The sequence below is a fragment of the Pseudomonas sp. AU12215 genome (assembly GCF_001675465.2).
GTDB lineage: Bacteria > Pseudomonadota > Gammaproteobacteria > Pseudomonadales > Pseudomonadaceae > Pseudomonas > Pseudomonas nitroreducens.
The window spans coordinates 35,050-48,679 of sequence record NZ_MACM02000179.1; the positions used below are offsets into that span (position 1 = coordinate 35,050).

At 66.9% G+C, this 13,630-nt stretch carries 15 protein-coding genes; 14 read left to right on the forward strand and 1 reads right to left on the reverse strand.

Going from position 1 to position 13,630, the window contains the following annotated elements; all coding sequences use genetic code 11:
- Positions 1 to 110: 110 nt before the first annotated feature.
- Complete coding sequence (gene znuA / locus A9513_RS30910) at positions 111 to 1,052, reverse strand: zinc ABC transporter substrate-binding protein ZnuA (protein ID WP_065086410.1); 942 nt, start codon at positions 1,050 to 1,052, stop codon at positions 111 to 113.
- A 70-nt stretch (positions 1,053 to 1,122) separates the two neighbouring features.
- On the opposite strand from znuA, the gene zur reads away from it, so the two are divergent.
- The 14 genes from zur (at position 1,123) to cls (ending at position 13,578) form a co-directional block, all read left to right on the forward strand.
- Positions 1,123 to 1,629 carry a zinc uptake transcriptional repressor Zur gene (gene zur / locus A9513_RS30915; RefSeq protein ID WP_065086390.1) on the forward strand — a complete coding sequence of 169 codons (507 nt, stop codon included), beginning with the start codon at positions 1,123 to 1,125 and terminating at the stop codon, positions 1,627 to 1,629.
- The gene (znuC, locus tag A9513_RS30920; RefSeq protein WP_065086391.1) at positions 1,629 to 2,429 is read left to right on the forward strand and encodes a zinc ABC transporter ATP-binding protein ZnuC; all 801 of its coding nucleotides are present in this window, start codon (positions 1,629 to 1,631) and stop codon (positions 2,427 to 2,429) included. The genes zur and znuC overlap by 1 nt, the downstream gene beginning before the upstream one ends.
- Positions 2,422 to 3,210 carry a zinc ABC transporter permease subunit ZnuB gene (gene znuB, locus A9513_RS30925; protein ID WP_017521234.1) on the forward strand — a complete coding sequence of 263 codons (789 nt, stop codon included), beginning with the start codon at positions 2,422 to 2,424 and terminating at the stop codon, positions 3,208 to 3,210. The genes znuC and znuB overlap by 8 nt, the downstream gene beginning before the upstream one ends.
- 37 nt (positions 3,211 to 3,247) lie before the next feature.
- Entirely contained in the window at positions 3,248 to 3,625 is a 378-nt protein-coding gene (locus tag A9513_RS30930) for a hypothetical protein (protein WP_065086392.1), read from the forward strand.
- A 323-nt stretch (positions 3,626 to 3,948) separates the two neighbouring features.
- Positions 3,949 to 4,959 carry a methionine ABC transporter ATP-binding protein gene (locus tag A9513_RS30935; protein WP_024766990.1) on the forward strand — a complete coding sequence of 337 codons (1,011 nt, stop codon included), beginning with the start codon at positions 3,949 to 3,951 and terminating at the stop codon, positions 4,957 to 4,959.
- Positions 4,956 to 5,621 carry a methionine ABC transporter permease gene (locus tag A9513_RS30940; protein WP_024766991.1) on the forward strand — a complete coding sequence of 222 codons (666 nt, stop codon included), beginning with the start codon at positions 4,956 to 4,958 and terminating at the stop codon, positions 5,619 to 5,621. The genes A9513_RS30935 and A9513_RS30940 overlap by 4 nt, the downstream gene beginning before the upstream one ends.
- Positions 5,622 to 5,661: 40 nt before the next feature.
- Positions 5,662 to 6,444, forward strand: coding sequence for a MetQ/NlpA family ABC transporter substrate-binding protein (locus tag A9513_RS30945; RefSeq protein WP_024766992.1), 783 nt, complete (start codon positions 5,662 to 5,664; stop codon positions 6,442 to 6,444).
- A 414-nt stretch (positions 6,445 to 6,858) separates the two neighbouring features.
- Positions 6,859 to 7,668: an energy transducer TonB gene (locus tag A9513_RS30950; RefSeq protein WP_037016173.1), complete on the forward strand. Its 810-nt coding sequence runs from the start codon at positions 6,859 to 6,861 to the stop codon at positions 7,666 to 7,668.
- Positions 7,669 to 7,717: 49 nt separating this feature from the next.
- On the forward strand, positions 7,718 to 8,434 hold the full coding sequence (locus A9513_RS30955; protein ID WP_024766993.1) for a MotA/TolQ/ExbB proton channel family protein: 717 nt from the start codon (positions 7,718 to 7,720) through the stop codon (positions 8,432 to 8,434).
- Between the two features lies 1 nt (position 8,435).
- On the forward strand, positions 8,436 to 8,837 hold the full coding sequence (locus A9513_RS30960; protein ID WP_024766994.1) for a biopolymer transporter ExbD: 402 nt from the start codon (positions 8,436 to 8,438) through the stop codon (positions 8,835 to 8,837).
- 421 nt (positions 8,838 to 9,258) lie between these two features.
- Positions 9,259 to 9,912 carry a gamma-glutamylcyclotransferase gene (locus tag A9513_RS30965; RefSeq protein ID WP_024766995.1) on the forward strand — a complete coding sequence of 218 codons (654 nt, stop codon included), beginning with the start codon at positions 9,259 to 9,261 and terminating at the stop codon, positions 9,910 to 9,912.
- Between the two features lie 118 nt (positions 9,913 to 10,030).
- Entirely contained in the window at positions 10,031 to 10,612 is a 582-nt protein-coding gene (locus A9513_RS30970) for an alpha/beta hydrolase (RefSeq protein WP_065086393.1), read from the forward strand.
- 92 nt (positions 10,613 to 10,704) lie between these two features.
- Positions 10,705 to 12,102 carry an amidase gene (locus tag A9513_RS30975; RefSeq protein ID WP_065086394.1) on the forward strand — a complete coding sequence of 466 codons (1,398 nt, stop codon included), beginning with the start codon at positions 10,705 to 10,707 and terminating at the stop codon, positions 12,100 to 12,102.
- 42 nt (positions 12,103 to 12,144) lie between these two features.
- A complete protein-coding gene (gene cls / locus A9513_RS30980; RefSeq protein WP_024766272.1) occupies positions 12,145 to 13,578 on the forward strand; it encodes a cardiolipin synthase in 1,434 nt (477 codons plus the stop codon).
- Positions 13,579 to 13,630: the final 52 nt, after the last annotated feature.

A 13,630-nucleotide genomic window follows, 5' to 3' on the forward strand; every position in this document is an offset into this window, starting at 1 on the left:
CGCGGCCACCATGCTGTCAAGCGCGAGGCGAACCTATCGCGGACGGAGTCCGCTCCTGCGCTCGGGTCAGGCCTGGAGTAGCCCCGAGTAAGAGCCCCGGCAAGCCAGACTCAGAGCTTCTCCAGGCACCCCGCGAACTCATCCGCCAGATTGCCCACCAGATGTTCGTAACCCTGCGCATCCACCTTCACCCCCACGCCCAGGTCATCCAGCTCGGCCAGCCGCACCGGCAGGCCCTGGCTCAGGGTGTCGGCCAGGCGCGGGCGGATCGGCGGTTCGCTGAAGATGCAGGCCGGGCCGGCCTTCTGCAGCTGCGCGCGCATGGCCGCGACATGGCGGGCGCCCGGCTGAACGTCGGCAGACACCGCAAAGACACCGGCGTGTCGCAGGCCGTAGGCCTCCTCGAAGTAATCGAAGGCCTCGTGGAAAACGAAGAACGGCTTGCCCTTGAGTGGATCCATGCGCTGCTTCAAGCGCGTATTCAGTGTCTCCATGCGTTCGTCGAAGGCTTTCAGGTTGGCCTGGTAGCGGCTGGCATTGGTCGGGTCGGCGATGGCCAGGTCTTCGGCCATGCGCGCGGCGATCACCTGGGCGTTGGCCGGCAGCAGCCAGAGGTGGGCGTCGATCATGCCGGGACGGTGGTCGTGATCATGGCCAAGGTCGTCATGATCGTGGTCGTCGTGGTCCGGGTGGTTCGACTCACTGAAATCGGCAAACTTGCGCAGATGCATGCCGGCCTGGTCCTGCACGGCCACGCTCGGGCCCTTGCGGCTGTCCAGCACCTTGGGCAGGAAGTTCTCCAGGTCCGGGCCGACCCAGTAGAACAGCTGCGCATCGCGCACGCGGCGGATGTCCGAGGGGCGCAACGAGTAGCTGTGCGGCGAGGCGCCCGGCGGCAGCAGCACGTCCGGCGTCCCTTCACCGTCCTGGATGGCAGCGGCGATCAGTTGCAGCGGCTTGATGCTGGTCAGCACGCTGACCTCGGCACGCACGGGGAGGCTGAGCAGCAGCGCGCAGCAGGCGATCAGCAGGGCGACGGGACGGAAGGACACGGCGGCACTCACACAGGGGAGACATGAAAGAGTAATATAATAACGTCTCTGAACCCGAGCGTCGCCGCGCATGTACAAGATCGCCCCCAAGACTCCCCTCGCCTGCCGCCCGCACGACCACGCCAACTGCGTGGCCAGCGCCCTGGCCGACGCCGACGCGCTGTGCGCGCGCCAGGGCGTGCGCCTGACCGAGCTGCGCCGGCGCGTGCTGGAGCTGGTCTGGGCCAGTCACAAGCCGCTGGGCGCCTACGACATCCTCGCCGTGCTGAGCGAGGAAGACGGCCGCAAGGCGGCGCCGCCGACGGTCTACCGCGCGCTGGACTTCCTCCTGGAAAATGGCCTGGTACACCGCATCGCCTCCCTCAACGCCTTCATCGGCTGCGCGCACCCGGAACACGCCCACGAAGGCCAGTTCCTGATCTGCCGCGCCTGCCACACCGCCATCGAGCTGGAACAACCGGCCATCAGCGAGGCCATCATTGCCGGCGCCAAGGGTGTCGGCTTCGCCGTGGAAAGCCAGACCGTCGAGATCGTCGGCCTCTGCGGCGCCTGCGCGCCCGGCCAGCGGGAGGCGTGATGAGTGACGCCCTGATCCGCCTGCAAGGCGTCGGCGTCAGCTATGGCGGTCAGGCGGTGCTGCAGAACGTCGACCTGACCATCGCTCCCGGCGAGATCGTCACCCTGATCGGCCCCAACGGCGCCGGCAAGACGACCCTGGTGCGCAGCGTGCTCGGCCTGCTCAAGCCCGACAGCGGCAGCGTCTGGCGCGCGCCGAAGCTGTCCATCGGCTACATGCCGCAGAAACTCCACGTCGATCCGACCCTGCCGCTGACGGTCTTCCGCTTCCTCCGCCTGGTGCCGGGCGTACAGCGCCCCCAGGCGCTCGACGCGCTGAAGGAAGTCGGTGCCGCCCACGTCATCGACAAGCCGCTGCAAAGCGTTTCCGGCGGTGAACTGCAGCGCGTGCTGCTGGCCCGCGCGCTGCTGCGCAAGCCGGAACTGCTGGTGCTCGACGAACCCGTGCAGGGTGTCGACGTCGCCGGCCAGGCCGAGCTGTACCGCCTGATCGGCCGCCTGCGCGACCGCCTCGGCTGCGGCGTGCTGATGGTTTCCCACGACCTGCACCTGGTGATGAGCGCCACCGACAAGGTGGTCTGCCTGAACCGCCACGTCTGCTGCTCCGGACATCCGGAACAGGTCAGCGGCGACCCCGCCTTCGTCGAGCTGTTCGGCCAGGATGCCCGCAGCCTGGCGATCTATCACCACCACCACGACCACTCCCACGACCTGCACGGCGAGGTGGTGAAACCCGCTTTCCCCGCCGGCACCCGCTTCACTCCGGTCCACCAGCACGGCCCCGACTGCAACCATGGCTGATTTCCTGCTCAACGCCCTCCTCGCCGGGCTGGCCCTGGCGGTGGTCGCCGGGCCCCTGGGTTCGTTCGTCGTCTGGCGACGCATGGCCTATTTCGGCGACACCCTGTCCCACGCCGCCCTGCTCGGCGTCGCCCTCGGCTTCCTGCTGGACGTCAGCCCGACCCTGGCGGTGACCGTCGGCTGCGTGCTGCTCGCCGTGCTGCTGGTCACCCTGCAGCAGCGCCAGCCGCTGGCCGCCGATACCCTGCTCGGCATCCTCGCCCACAGCACGCTGTCGCTGGGCCTGGTGACGCTGAGCTTCATGAAGGAAGTGCGCGTCGACCTGATGGCCTACCTGTTCGGCGACCTGCTCGCCGTCAGCCAGACCGACCTCTTGTGGATAGTCGCCGGTAGCGCCCTGGTGCTGGGGCTGATCTGCTGGCTGTGGCGGCCGCTGCTGGCGATCACCGTGCACGAGGAACTGGCGCGGGTCGAAGGCCTGCCGGTCACCGCCATCCGTCTGGCGCTGATGTTGCTGATCGCCATCGTCATCGCCGTGGCCATGAAGATCGTCGGCGTGCTGCTGATCACCTCGCTGCTGATCATCCCCGCCGCCGCTGCCCAACGGCACGCGCGCAGCCCTGAGCAGATGGCCTTCGGCGCCAGCCTGATCGGCCTGGTGGCAGTGTGCGCCGGCCTCTCGCTGTCCTGGTTCAAGGACACTCCTGCCGGCCCCTCCATCGTGGTCAGCGCGGCAGCCCTGTTCCTGCTGAGCTTTGTCCTGCCGCGCCGGACGGTGTAGAATTTGGCGATTTTTTGATCAAAAGAGACCCTGACGCATGAAGTCGTTCGTCATCCGCCTGTTCGCGCTGATGGCCATGGCGCTTGCCCTGGCAGCCTGCCAGAGCACCGCGACCACCCCAACCAGCAGTAGCGCCTTCGAGACCGAACTGGCCGCCGGCCGTCTGGAATCCGCGCAGCTCGCGCTGGGTTCCGAGCAGGAAGACACCACCCAGCTCGCCGAACGGCGCAAGCGCCTGGCCGACGCCTACCTGGAGCGCAGCCGCGAGGCCCTGGCCAAGGGCGACGTCAACGGCGCCACCACCGCCCTGACCCGCGCCCGCTCGCTGATGCCCCGCGCCCCCGGCGTCGCCGCCGATGTCAGCGGCCTGCAGAAGCCCGCCGCTCCCGGCGCTCAGCCAACCTGCACGCCGTAAGCCCATGGGCACCCGTTCGCGGTGCCCGTTATTCCCTTTTGTTCCGCAGTTAGTTGAACAAAGATTAATCAGCCATAAAAAAGCAGGTTAAAATGCGCGGTTTTGGCTGACCGCCTACGTTTGTCGTTTATCCCTCGACAACTTAGTAGGTCCCGAATCTGTTTAGGGCTTGCGAGCTAGAGCAGTACAAGGCGAAAACAGGCGAGAAAGCGGAGTCTACTCACGCGTAAATGAGCATTTCTCGCCTGTTCTCAACGCAGTAATGCCGACGCGCAGCACGCCATGAACAGGTTCCCACACGCCGTACCCACAAGGTTTGCTACGTGATCGAATTCCACGACGTCCACAAGACCTATCGCGTCGCCGGACGCGATATCCCGGCCCTGCAGCCGACCCGCCTGTCCATCGAGGGCGGCCAGGTGTTCGGCCTGATCGGCCATTCCGGCGCCGGTAAAAGCACCCTGCTGCGCCTGATCAACCGCCTGGAAGAACCCAGCGGCGGGCGCATCGTCATCGACGGCGAAGACATCACCGCCCTGGACGCCGACGGCCTGCGCCGCTTCCGCCAGCGCGTCGGGATGATCTTCCAGCACTTCAACCTGCTGGCCTCCAAGACCGTCGCCGACAACATCGCCATGCCGATGAAGCTCGCCGGCACCTTCAGCGCCGCCGAGATCACCGCGCGGGTGGACGAACTGCTCGAGCGCGTCGGCCTCCAGGACCACGCCCGCAAGTACCCGGCACAGCTGTCCGGCGGCCAGAAGCAGCGCGTCGGCATCGCCCGCGCCCTGGCCTGCCGGCCGACCATCCTGCTCTGCGACGAAGCCACCAGCGCCCTCGACCCGCAGACCACCGGCCAGGTCCTGCAACTGCTGGCGGAGATCAACCGCGAGCTGAAGCTGACCATCGTCCTGATCACCCACGAGATGGACGTGATCCGCCGGGTCTGCGACCAGGTCGCCGTCATGGATGCCGGGCGCATCGTTGAACAGGGCGACGTCGCCGACGTGTTCCTCCACCCGCAGCACGAAACCACCCGCCGCTTCGTCTTCGAGGCCGAGCGTGTGGACGAGAACGAGCAGCACGATGACTTCGCCCACGTGCCGGGCCGCATCCTGCGCCTGACCTTCCGTGGCGAGGCGACCTACGCGCCGCTGCTGGGCACCGTCGCGCGCCAGACCGGCGTGGACTACAGCATCCTCGCCGGCCGCATCGACCGCATCAAGGACCAGCCCTACGGCCAGCTCACCCTGTCCCTGGTGGGCGGTGACATCGAGGCCGCCATGGCGCAGCTCAACGCCGCCGAAGTCCATGTGGAGGTGCTGCGCGCATGAGCGACTTTTTTGTAAACATCGATTGGTCCGAGATTCTCCAGGCCAGCCTCGACACCTTCTGGATGCTCGGCGGTTCGCTGCTGTTCACCGTCATCCTCGGCCTGCCGCTGGGCGTGCTGCTGTTCCTCACCGGGCCCAAACAGATGTTCGCCAACCGCGGCATCTACGGCGTGCTGGCGTTCATCGTCAACGTGCTGCGCTCGCTGCCGTTCATCATCCTGCTGATCGTGCTGATCCCGCTCACGGTAATCCTGGTCGGCACCTCGCTGGGCGTCGCCGGGGCCATCCCGCCGCTGGTGGTGGGTGCCACGCCGTTCTTCGCGCGCCTGGTGGAAACCGCGCTGCGCGAGGTGGACAAAGGCATCATCGAAGCCACCCAGGCAATGGGCGCCAGCACCCGCCAGATCATCTGGAACGCCCTGCTGCCCGAAGCCCGCCCAGGCATCATCGCCGCCATCACGGTCACCGCCATCACCCTGGTGTCCTACACCGCGATGGCCGGCGTGGTCGGCGCCGGCGGCCTCGGCGACCTGGCGATCCGCTACGGCTACCAACGCTTCCAGGACGACGTGATGCTGCTCACCGTGGTGATGCTGGTGGTACTCGTCCAGATCCTGCAGACCGTCGGCGACAAGCTGGTGGTCCACTATTCCCGCAAATAACCACAAGGCCCGCCGGATGCGGGCCGCCAAGGAGCCAACCATGAAGAAACTGTTCGCCGCGTTCGCTGCCGCCGCCGTGATCGCCGCCCCGCTGGCCCAGGCTGCCGACAGCCTGACCGTCGCCGCCACTCCGGTGCCGCACGCCGAGATCCTCAATTTCGTCAAACCCATCCTGGCCAAGGAAGGGGTCGAACTGAAGGTGAAGGAGTTCACCGACTACGTGCAGCCCAACACCCAGGTCGCCGAGAAGCGCCTGGACGCCAACTTCTTCCAGCACCAGCCGTACCTGGATGAGTTCAACAAGACCAAGGGCACCAGCCTGATCGCCGTCACCGGCGTGCACATCGAGCCGCTGGGCGCTTACTCCACCAAGTTCAAGAAGCTCGAAGAGCTGCCCTCGGGCGCCACCGTGGTGATCCCCAACGACGCTACCAACGGCGGCCGCGCCCTGCTGCTGCTGGACAAGGCCGGCGTGATCAAGCTCAAGGACAACAAGTCCATCACCGCGACCCCGAAAGACATCGTCGAGAACCCGAAGAACATCAAGGTGCGTGAGCTGGAAGCGGCCACCCTGCCGCGCGTGCTGACCCAGGTCGACCTCGCCCTGATCAACACCAACTACGCCCTGGAAGCCAAGCTGAACCCCACCAAGGACGCGCTCGCCATCGAAGGCGCCGACTCGCCCTATGTGAACATCCTGGTTGCCCGCCCGGACAACAAGGACAGCGCCGCCATGCAGAAGCTGGCCGCCGCCCTGCACAGCCCCGAGGTGAAGCAGTTCATCCTCGAGAAGTACAAGGGTGCCGTCGTTCCGGCGTTCTGATCGCCGACGCAGCTTCACCTTCTGAAAAGCCCGGTCGAATGACCGGGCTTTTTCGTTTTGGCTTTTTGCTCTTTGTAGGAGCGAGCTTGCTCGCGAACCCGCCCGGCTCCGGAGCGGCCTGAAAATCCCGTTCGCGAGCAAGCTCGCTCCTACAGGAAGGCTCTGCCGCAAGGGTTTGAGCATTTTTTCGCCAACCTTCCCTGCATATTTTCCATGCCGCAAAGGCATCGGTTTTTTACGATTTCGCTCAAAGGCACGAATGGCGCGGCCTACAGCGACCCAGCAAAACCGTATAGTCCAGAAAGTTATTTCAATAACTAAAATAATCACTTCAAGAGCTAAGACGCTCCGCCAATCATGCAGGTCCGTTTCAAGCGCGTCGTAGAGCCGCGCAGACCTGCAAGGAGATCGTTCATGGCTCAACCCCAGCATGCCCTCGCGCCGGATGCTTTCCTGCGCCACGTGCCCGGCGGCGACCTGGTCGATCTCGGCCGCCCGCTGCGCCACGCGCTGGAGCTAGGCCGCCACGTGCCGGCGAAAGCCCGCGCGCTGAGCCGCCGCGAAGGCGTGCTGCTCGGCCTGTTCGCCCTGACATTGCACGGCGCGGTGATCTACTGGCTGAGCCAGCAGCCCACGCCCAAACTGCCGGAGGTACCGCCACAGGTGCCGCCGATGACCATCGAATTCACCGCGCCGACGCCGCCGGTGGTGGAACCGCCGCCGCCCGAGCCGATCCCCGAGCCAGTGGTGCAGGAGCCGCCACCTCCGGTGGTGGACGAAAACGCGGTGAAACCGCCGCCGCCCAAGCCGATCCCCAAACCCAAGCCGAAACCGGTTCCCAAGCCCGTGCCCAAGCCGGTCGAGCAACCAGCGCCGCCCAAGGCTGAAACTCCGCCACCGCAACCGGCGCCACCTGCTCCGCCAGCGCCGGCTCCAGCCCCGCTGACGCCGCCCTCGGCCAGCGCCGGTTATCTGAAGAACCCGGCGCCGGAATACCCGCCACTGGCCCAGCGTCGCGGTTGGGAAGGCACCGTCCTGCTGCGTGTGCACGTACTTGCCAGCGGTAGCCCGAGCGAGATCCAGGTGCAGAAGAGCAGCGGTCGCGACGCCCTGGACGACGCCGCGGTGCGCGCAGTGAAACGCTGGAGCTTCGTCCCCGCCAAGCGCGGTGATGTGGCCCAGGACGGCTGGGTCAGCGTACCCATCGACTTCAAATTGCATTGATTCAACTTGCCCAGATCAGCCGCACGAGAAACGCGGAAGGAGAACACCCATGAGTCTGCCCCTGAACCCCCTGGAATCCGTCGAAGGCGCAGTCATCTGGCTGCTGGTCGGCTTCTCCGTCGTCACCTGGGCGCTGGCCCTGGTGAAAGGCGTCCAGTTCACCCGCCAGAAGTCCCAGGACAAGCGCTTCCAGAAGCAGTTCTGGAGCGCCACCAGCCTCGAATCGGCCGGTGACCAGGCCGCCGGCAAGCCCGGCGCCGGCGCCCGCGTGGCCCAGGCCGGTTTCGCCGCCATCCAGGTGCAGGACAACGGCCAGCCGGACCTGGCCCAGTCGATCAACCACCAGGACCGCCTCGAGCGCGCCCTGCGCCAGCAGATCCAGCGTGAGCGCCGCTCCCTGGAATCCGGCCTGGCGGTGCTCGCCTCGATCGGTTCCACCTCGCCCTTCATCGGTCTGTTCGGCACCGTGTGGGGCATCATGGAAGCGCTCAAGGGCATCAGCGCAGCCGGCTCCGCCAGCCTTGAAACTGTCGCCGGCCCCATCGGCAGCGCACTGATCGCCACCGGCGTGGGAATCGCCGTCGCCGTGCCGGCGGTGCTGGTCTACAACTACTTCCTCCGTCGCCTGAAGCTCACTGCGGCCGACCTCGACGACTTCGCCCACGACTTCTACAGCCTCGCGCAGAAGAGTGCCTTCCGCGTCGTCGCCCTGCCCACCGCCGCGCGCAAACCGGCTGCCGGCGCCAGCGTGAAGGAGGCGAGCTGACATGGCCTTCTCGACCCAGGACAGCGACGAGGTTCTCTCCGAGATCAACGTCACCCCGCTGGTGGACGTGATGCTGGTGTTGCTGGTGGTGTTCATCGTCACCGCGCCGCTGCTGACCAACGCCATCCCGATCAACCTGCCCAAGACCGAGGCGGTCGCCCCGCCGGAGCAGAAGGACCCGCTGGTGGTGAGCATCGACGGCGCCGGCAAGTGGTTCATCAACAAGGACGAGATCCAGCCGGACCTGCTGCAAAGCAATCTGGCGGCGGCCAAGGCCAAGGACGCCGAAGTCCGCGTGCAGCTGCAGGCCGATGAAACCGTGAACTATGGCCAGGTGGCCAAGGCCATGGCCTCCATCGAGAAGGCCGGCATCACCAAACTGGCGGTCATCACCGCGCGCTGAGGAACCTGTAAGACGCCTGAAACAGAGCGGGTGTAGAAAGGGACCTCCACAACGTACCGAGCTTCAAGGCCGCTCTCCCAATACTCAGGCAGGGGTGAGCGGCCTTTTTTTATTCGCGATTCCCAGGGACCGAGCAGCCGGTAGCACCCTCTCCCGAACCCTGGCTGCGCGCCCCGCTCCGAAGGGAGAGGGGACTGAATGGCATCAAGCGGAACCCCGTACCTCCCGGCAACGCCGATCGGCTCCCTCTCCCTTAAGGGAGAGGGCGGGGGAGCGGGGCTTTGGCGCTAACATCCACAACCTCGCCTCCGCCGTTCGTCGTCATCCCCGCCTCGGCAATAAACCTATGCCTTTCAGGCTCTTCCGTGGCCGCCGCTCTTCCACTAAGTTGATGACAGTTCGGAGACCTGAGGGGTACCGCATGACATCGTCTCCCGCTTCGGAAGGCCCGTTTTATCCGCCGACACTGGGGGTGCCGGAACGCTTCACACCACAACAGCTGCGCGCCTCGCTCGACATCACCATGAGCGAACATGGCGCCGGTCCGGTGTGGCTGTTCGCCTACGGCTCGCTGATCTGGCGCCCGGAGTTCCCGGTGGCCGAAGCGCGCCGCGCGCGGGTGCACGGCTACCATCGCGGGCTCTACCTGTGGTCCCTGACCCACCGCGGCACCCCGGAAGCACCCGGCCTGGTACTCGGCCTGGATCGCGGCGGCTCCTGCTCAGGCTTCGCCTTCCGCCTGCCGGAAGATCACCTCGACGCCAACCTCTACGCGCTTTGGGAAAGGGAGATGCCCTACGCCTCCTATCGCCCGGAATGGCTCAACTGCCGCCTCGACGACGGCACGCGCGTGCGCGCCCTGGGCTTCGTCCTCGAACGCCATCTGCCCAGCTACGCCGGCTCCCTGCCCGACAATATCGTCGAGCACGTGCTGGCCAGCGCCCAGGGCCACTTCGGTACCACCCGCGACTACGTCGAGCAGACCGCCCGCGCACTGCGAGAATACGCCATGCCCGACCTCAACCTGGAAGGCATCCTGGCGCGCTGCTGCCCGTTGCGCCGGGCGCAGGAATAACCGCTTATAGCCATTCGTTTAGCTTAAATACTGCATAAGCAAAGAATTTCTTATTCCTTAACGAATATTAAAACCCTCCCTAGAATGCCTTCTCATGACGATTCGAGAGGGCCGCCCCATGCGCAACGACCGCATCCGCTACCTGATCGTGCCGGGCTGGCACGGATCCGACGACGCCCATTGGCAGAGCCACTGGCAGCGCGCCCTGCCAAACGCCGCGCGGGTGCAGCAGCAGGACTGGATCACCCCGCAGCGTGCCGACTGGGTCGCCGAACTCGACCGCGAAATCCGCCGCGAGCCCGGCCGCGTGGTGCTGATCGCCCACAGCCTGGGCTGCGTCACCGTCGCCGCCTGGGCGGCCCGCGCCGATCGTCGTGCGCTGGCCCAGGTATCCGGCGCCCTGCTGGTTGCGCCAGCGGATGTGGAACGGGAAACCTGCCACGACGCGCTGCGCAACTTTGCCCCCATTGCCGCCCAGACGCTGCCGTTCCCGACGGTGCTGGTGGGCTCGGACAACGACGCCGCCTGCAGCCCGCAGCGCGCCATGGCGCTGGGTCGCATCTGGGGTGCCGAAACCGTGATCCTGCCCTCCGCCGGGCACATCAACGTGAAATCCGGCCACGGCGCCTGGGAAGCGGGCTACCGTCATCTGTATCGCCTGCAGTACCTGATCGACCAGCAGTCGCGTCAGCGCGCCTGAGCCACGCAAGCGGGTGCGGCATGAGTGCCGCACCCCATCCCCTCGGCGCGCGGATTCGGTTAGGGTGAGGCACAGCCCCGCCGGAGACCGCCATGCCACCGTTGCACGATCTGTCCGCCGTCGAACTGCTCGCCCTCTACCGCTCGCACCAGCTTTCCCCGGTCGAGTACCTCGACCATCTGATCGCCCATATCGAACGCTGGGAACCGCAGCTCTGCGCCCTCTATGCCTTCGACCCGCAGCGCGCGATCGAGCAGGCGCGGCGCTCCGAGGCGCGCTGGATCCGCTGCGCTCCCTGCGGCGAGCTGGACGGCGTACCGGTGACCATCAAGGAACTGATCGCCACCACCGGCGACCCGATTCCGCAGGGCAGCGCCGCCACCCTCCTGCAACCGGCGACCGGCAACGCCCCGCCCGCCGAGCGGATGAACGAGGCCGGCGCCATCCTGCTGGGCAAGACCACGGTGCCGGACTTCGGCATGCTCTCCTCCGGGCTGTCCAGCTTCCACAAGCTGGCCCGCAACCCCTGGGACCTGCGCATGAACCCGGGCGGCTCCAGCGCCGGTGCAGCCTCGGCGGCAGCGGCCGGCTACGGGCCGCTGCACATCGGCACCGACATCGGCGGCTCGGTGCGCCTGCCGGCGGGCTGGTGCGGGCTGGTCGGCTTCAAGCCGAGCCTGGGGCGAATCCCCATCGATCCCTACTTCACAGGGCGCTGCGCCGGCCCCATGACCCGCACACTGGACGACGCGGCGCTGATGATGAGGCACCTGGCGCGCCCCGACTGGCGTGACGCTACGGCCCTGCCGCCGGCCGATCTCGACTGGCACATCGACTACGCCGAGGTGCGCGGCCTGCGCATCGGCCTGCAGCTGGACCCCGGCTGCGGCCTGCGCCCCGAGCCCGAGGTGTGCGCTGCGGTGGAAGCCGCCGCAAGGCAGTTCGCCGATGCCGGCGCGGAAATCATCGAGGTTCGGCCGATCCTCGACCGCGAGCTGCTCGAGGGCCTGGACAGGTTCTGGCGCGCGCGCCTGTGGGCCGAGCTGGAGAACCTGCCGGTGGAGCGCCAGGCCAAGGTGCTGCCCTACATCTTCCAGTGGGCCGAGGGCGGCGCGGCGGTGAGCGGTGCCGAAGCAGTGCGCGGCTTCAACCAGACGTTCGAGATGCGCCGCCGGGCCGCCGAGCAGTTCCAGGAGATCGACTTCCTGCTCTCGCCGACCAACCAGGTCGCCGCTTTCCCGGCCGAATGGGCATCACCGACCAACGACCCGGCGCAGCCCTTTGAGCACATCGGCTTCACCGTGCCGTGGAACATGTCCGAGCAACCGGCACTCTCAATCAACTGCGGCTTCACCGCCGACGGCATGCCCATCGGCCTGCAGATCGTCGGCCCGCGCTTCGCCGACGTCGAGGTGCTGCGCCTGGGCAAGGCCTACGAACACTGGCGCGGCCCCATCCACCGTTGGCCGCAGTATCCGGCAGCCAGCTAAGCTCAGCCCAATCGCCGACCACAAGGAACCGATCGCGCGCCCATGCATTACTCCGCCTACATCGCCCACTTCCTGGTGGTGGTCCAGTTGCTCGGGATCATCGCTGCGGTCCATGCCGTGCTCAGCGTGCGCACCGCGCAGGGTGCCATTGCCTGGGCGACCTCGCTGGTATTCATGCCGCTGCTGACCCTGGTGCCCTACCTGGTCTTCGGCCGCAGCCGCTTCGACGCCTACATCGGCGCGCGCCGGCAAGCCAACGAGGAGATGCACGTGGCCGCCGCCGAGCTGGACTGGCGCCCCTGGGTGGAAGAGGCGCTCGCCGCCCGCCAGTACGATGGCTACAAGGCGCTCAAGGCGATGGTCGGGCTGGCGCGCATGCCGACGCTGGCGAACAACGAGGTGCGCCTGCTGGCGAACGGCAAGGCGTCCTTCGATGCGATGTTCGAAGCCATCTCGGCGGCAAAGAAAGTCGTGCTGGTGCAGTTCTTCATCATCCGCGACGACGCCCTCGGCCAGCGCCTGGCGCAGCTGCTGCTGGAGCGCGCGGCGAATGGCGTCGACGTGTTCCTGCTGTACGACGGCATCGGTAGCCACGCGCTGCCGCGCCGCTATATCGACAAGCTGCGCCAGGGCGGCGTGCAGGTGCATGCGTTCAGCACCGGCAGCGGGATGATCAATCGCTTCCAGGTGAACTTCCGCAACCATCGCAAGATAGTGGTCGTCGATGGCCTGCGCGGCTTCGTCGGCGGGCACAACGTCGGCGTCGAATACCTGGGCGAGAAGCCGCCGCTGGCGCCCTGGCGCGATACTCACATCGAACTGCGCGGGCCGGCGGTGGCGTGCCTGCAGGAATGTTTCGCCGAGGACTGGTTCTGGGCCACCCATACCCTGCCGACGCTGATCCTGCCCGATGGCTACGACGATGCCGGGATGCTTTGCCAGGTCGTCCCCAGCGGCCCGGCGGACCCCCAGGAAACCTGCTCGCTGTTCTTCGTCGAATCGATCAACGCGGCGGTTGAGCGGGTGTGGATCACCACGCCCTACTTCGTCCCGGACGAAGCCGTCGCTGCTGCCTTGCGCCTGGCGGTGCTGCGCGGCGTGGATGTGCGCATCCTGTTGCCCTCGCGGCCGGACCACAAGACGGTCTACGCCGCCTCCAGCCTCTACGCCCTGGAGGCCGTGCGTGCTGGCGTGCGGGTGTTCCGCTACCAGCCGGGGTTCCTGCACCAGAAGGTGGTGCTGATCGACCACGACAGCGCCGCGGTGGGCAGCGCCAACCTGGACAACCGCTCCTTCCGCCTGAACTTCGAGATCATGGTGATCACCGTCGACGAAGGCTTCGCCCGCGACGTGGAAGCCATGCTGGAAGAGGACTTCGCCCAGTCGGTGGAGATGACCCTGGACGACCGCAGGCGCGTGCACCGGCTGCAGCAACTGGGGATGCGGGTGGCGCGGCTGGTGTCGCCGATTCTCTGAGAGTCCGGCAAATTCCGCACAAAAGAAAACGCCCGACTCACTCTCGTGAGCC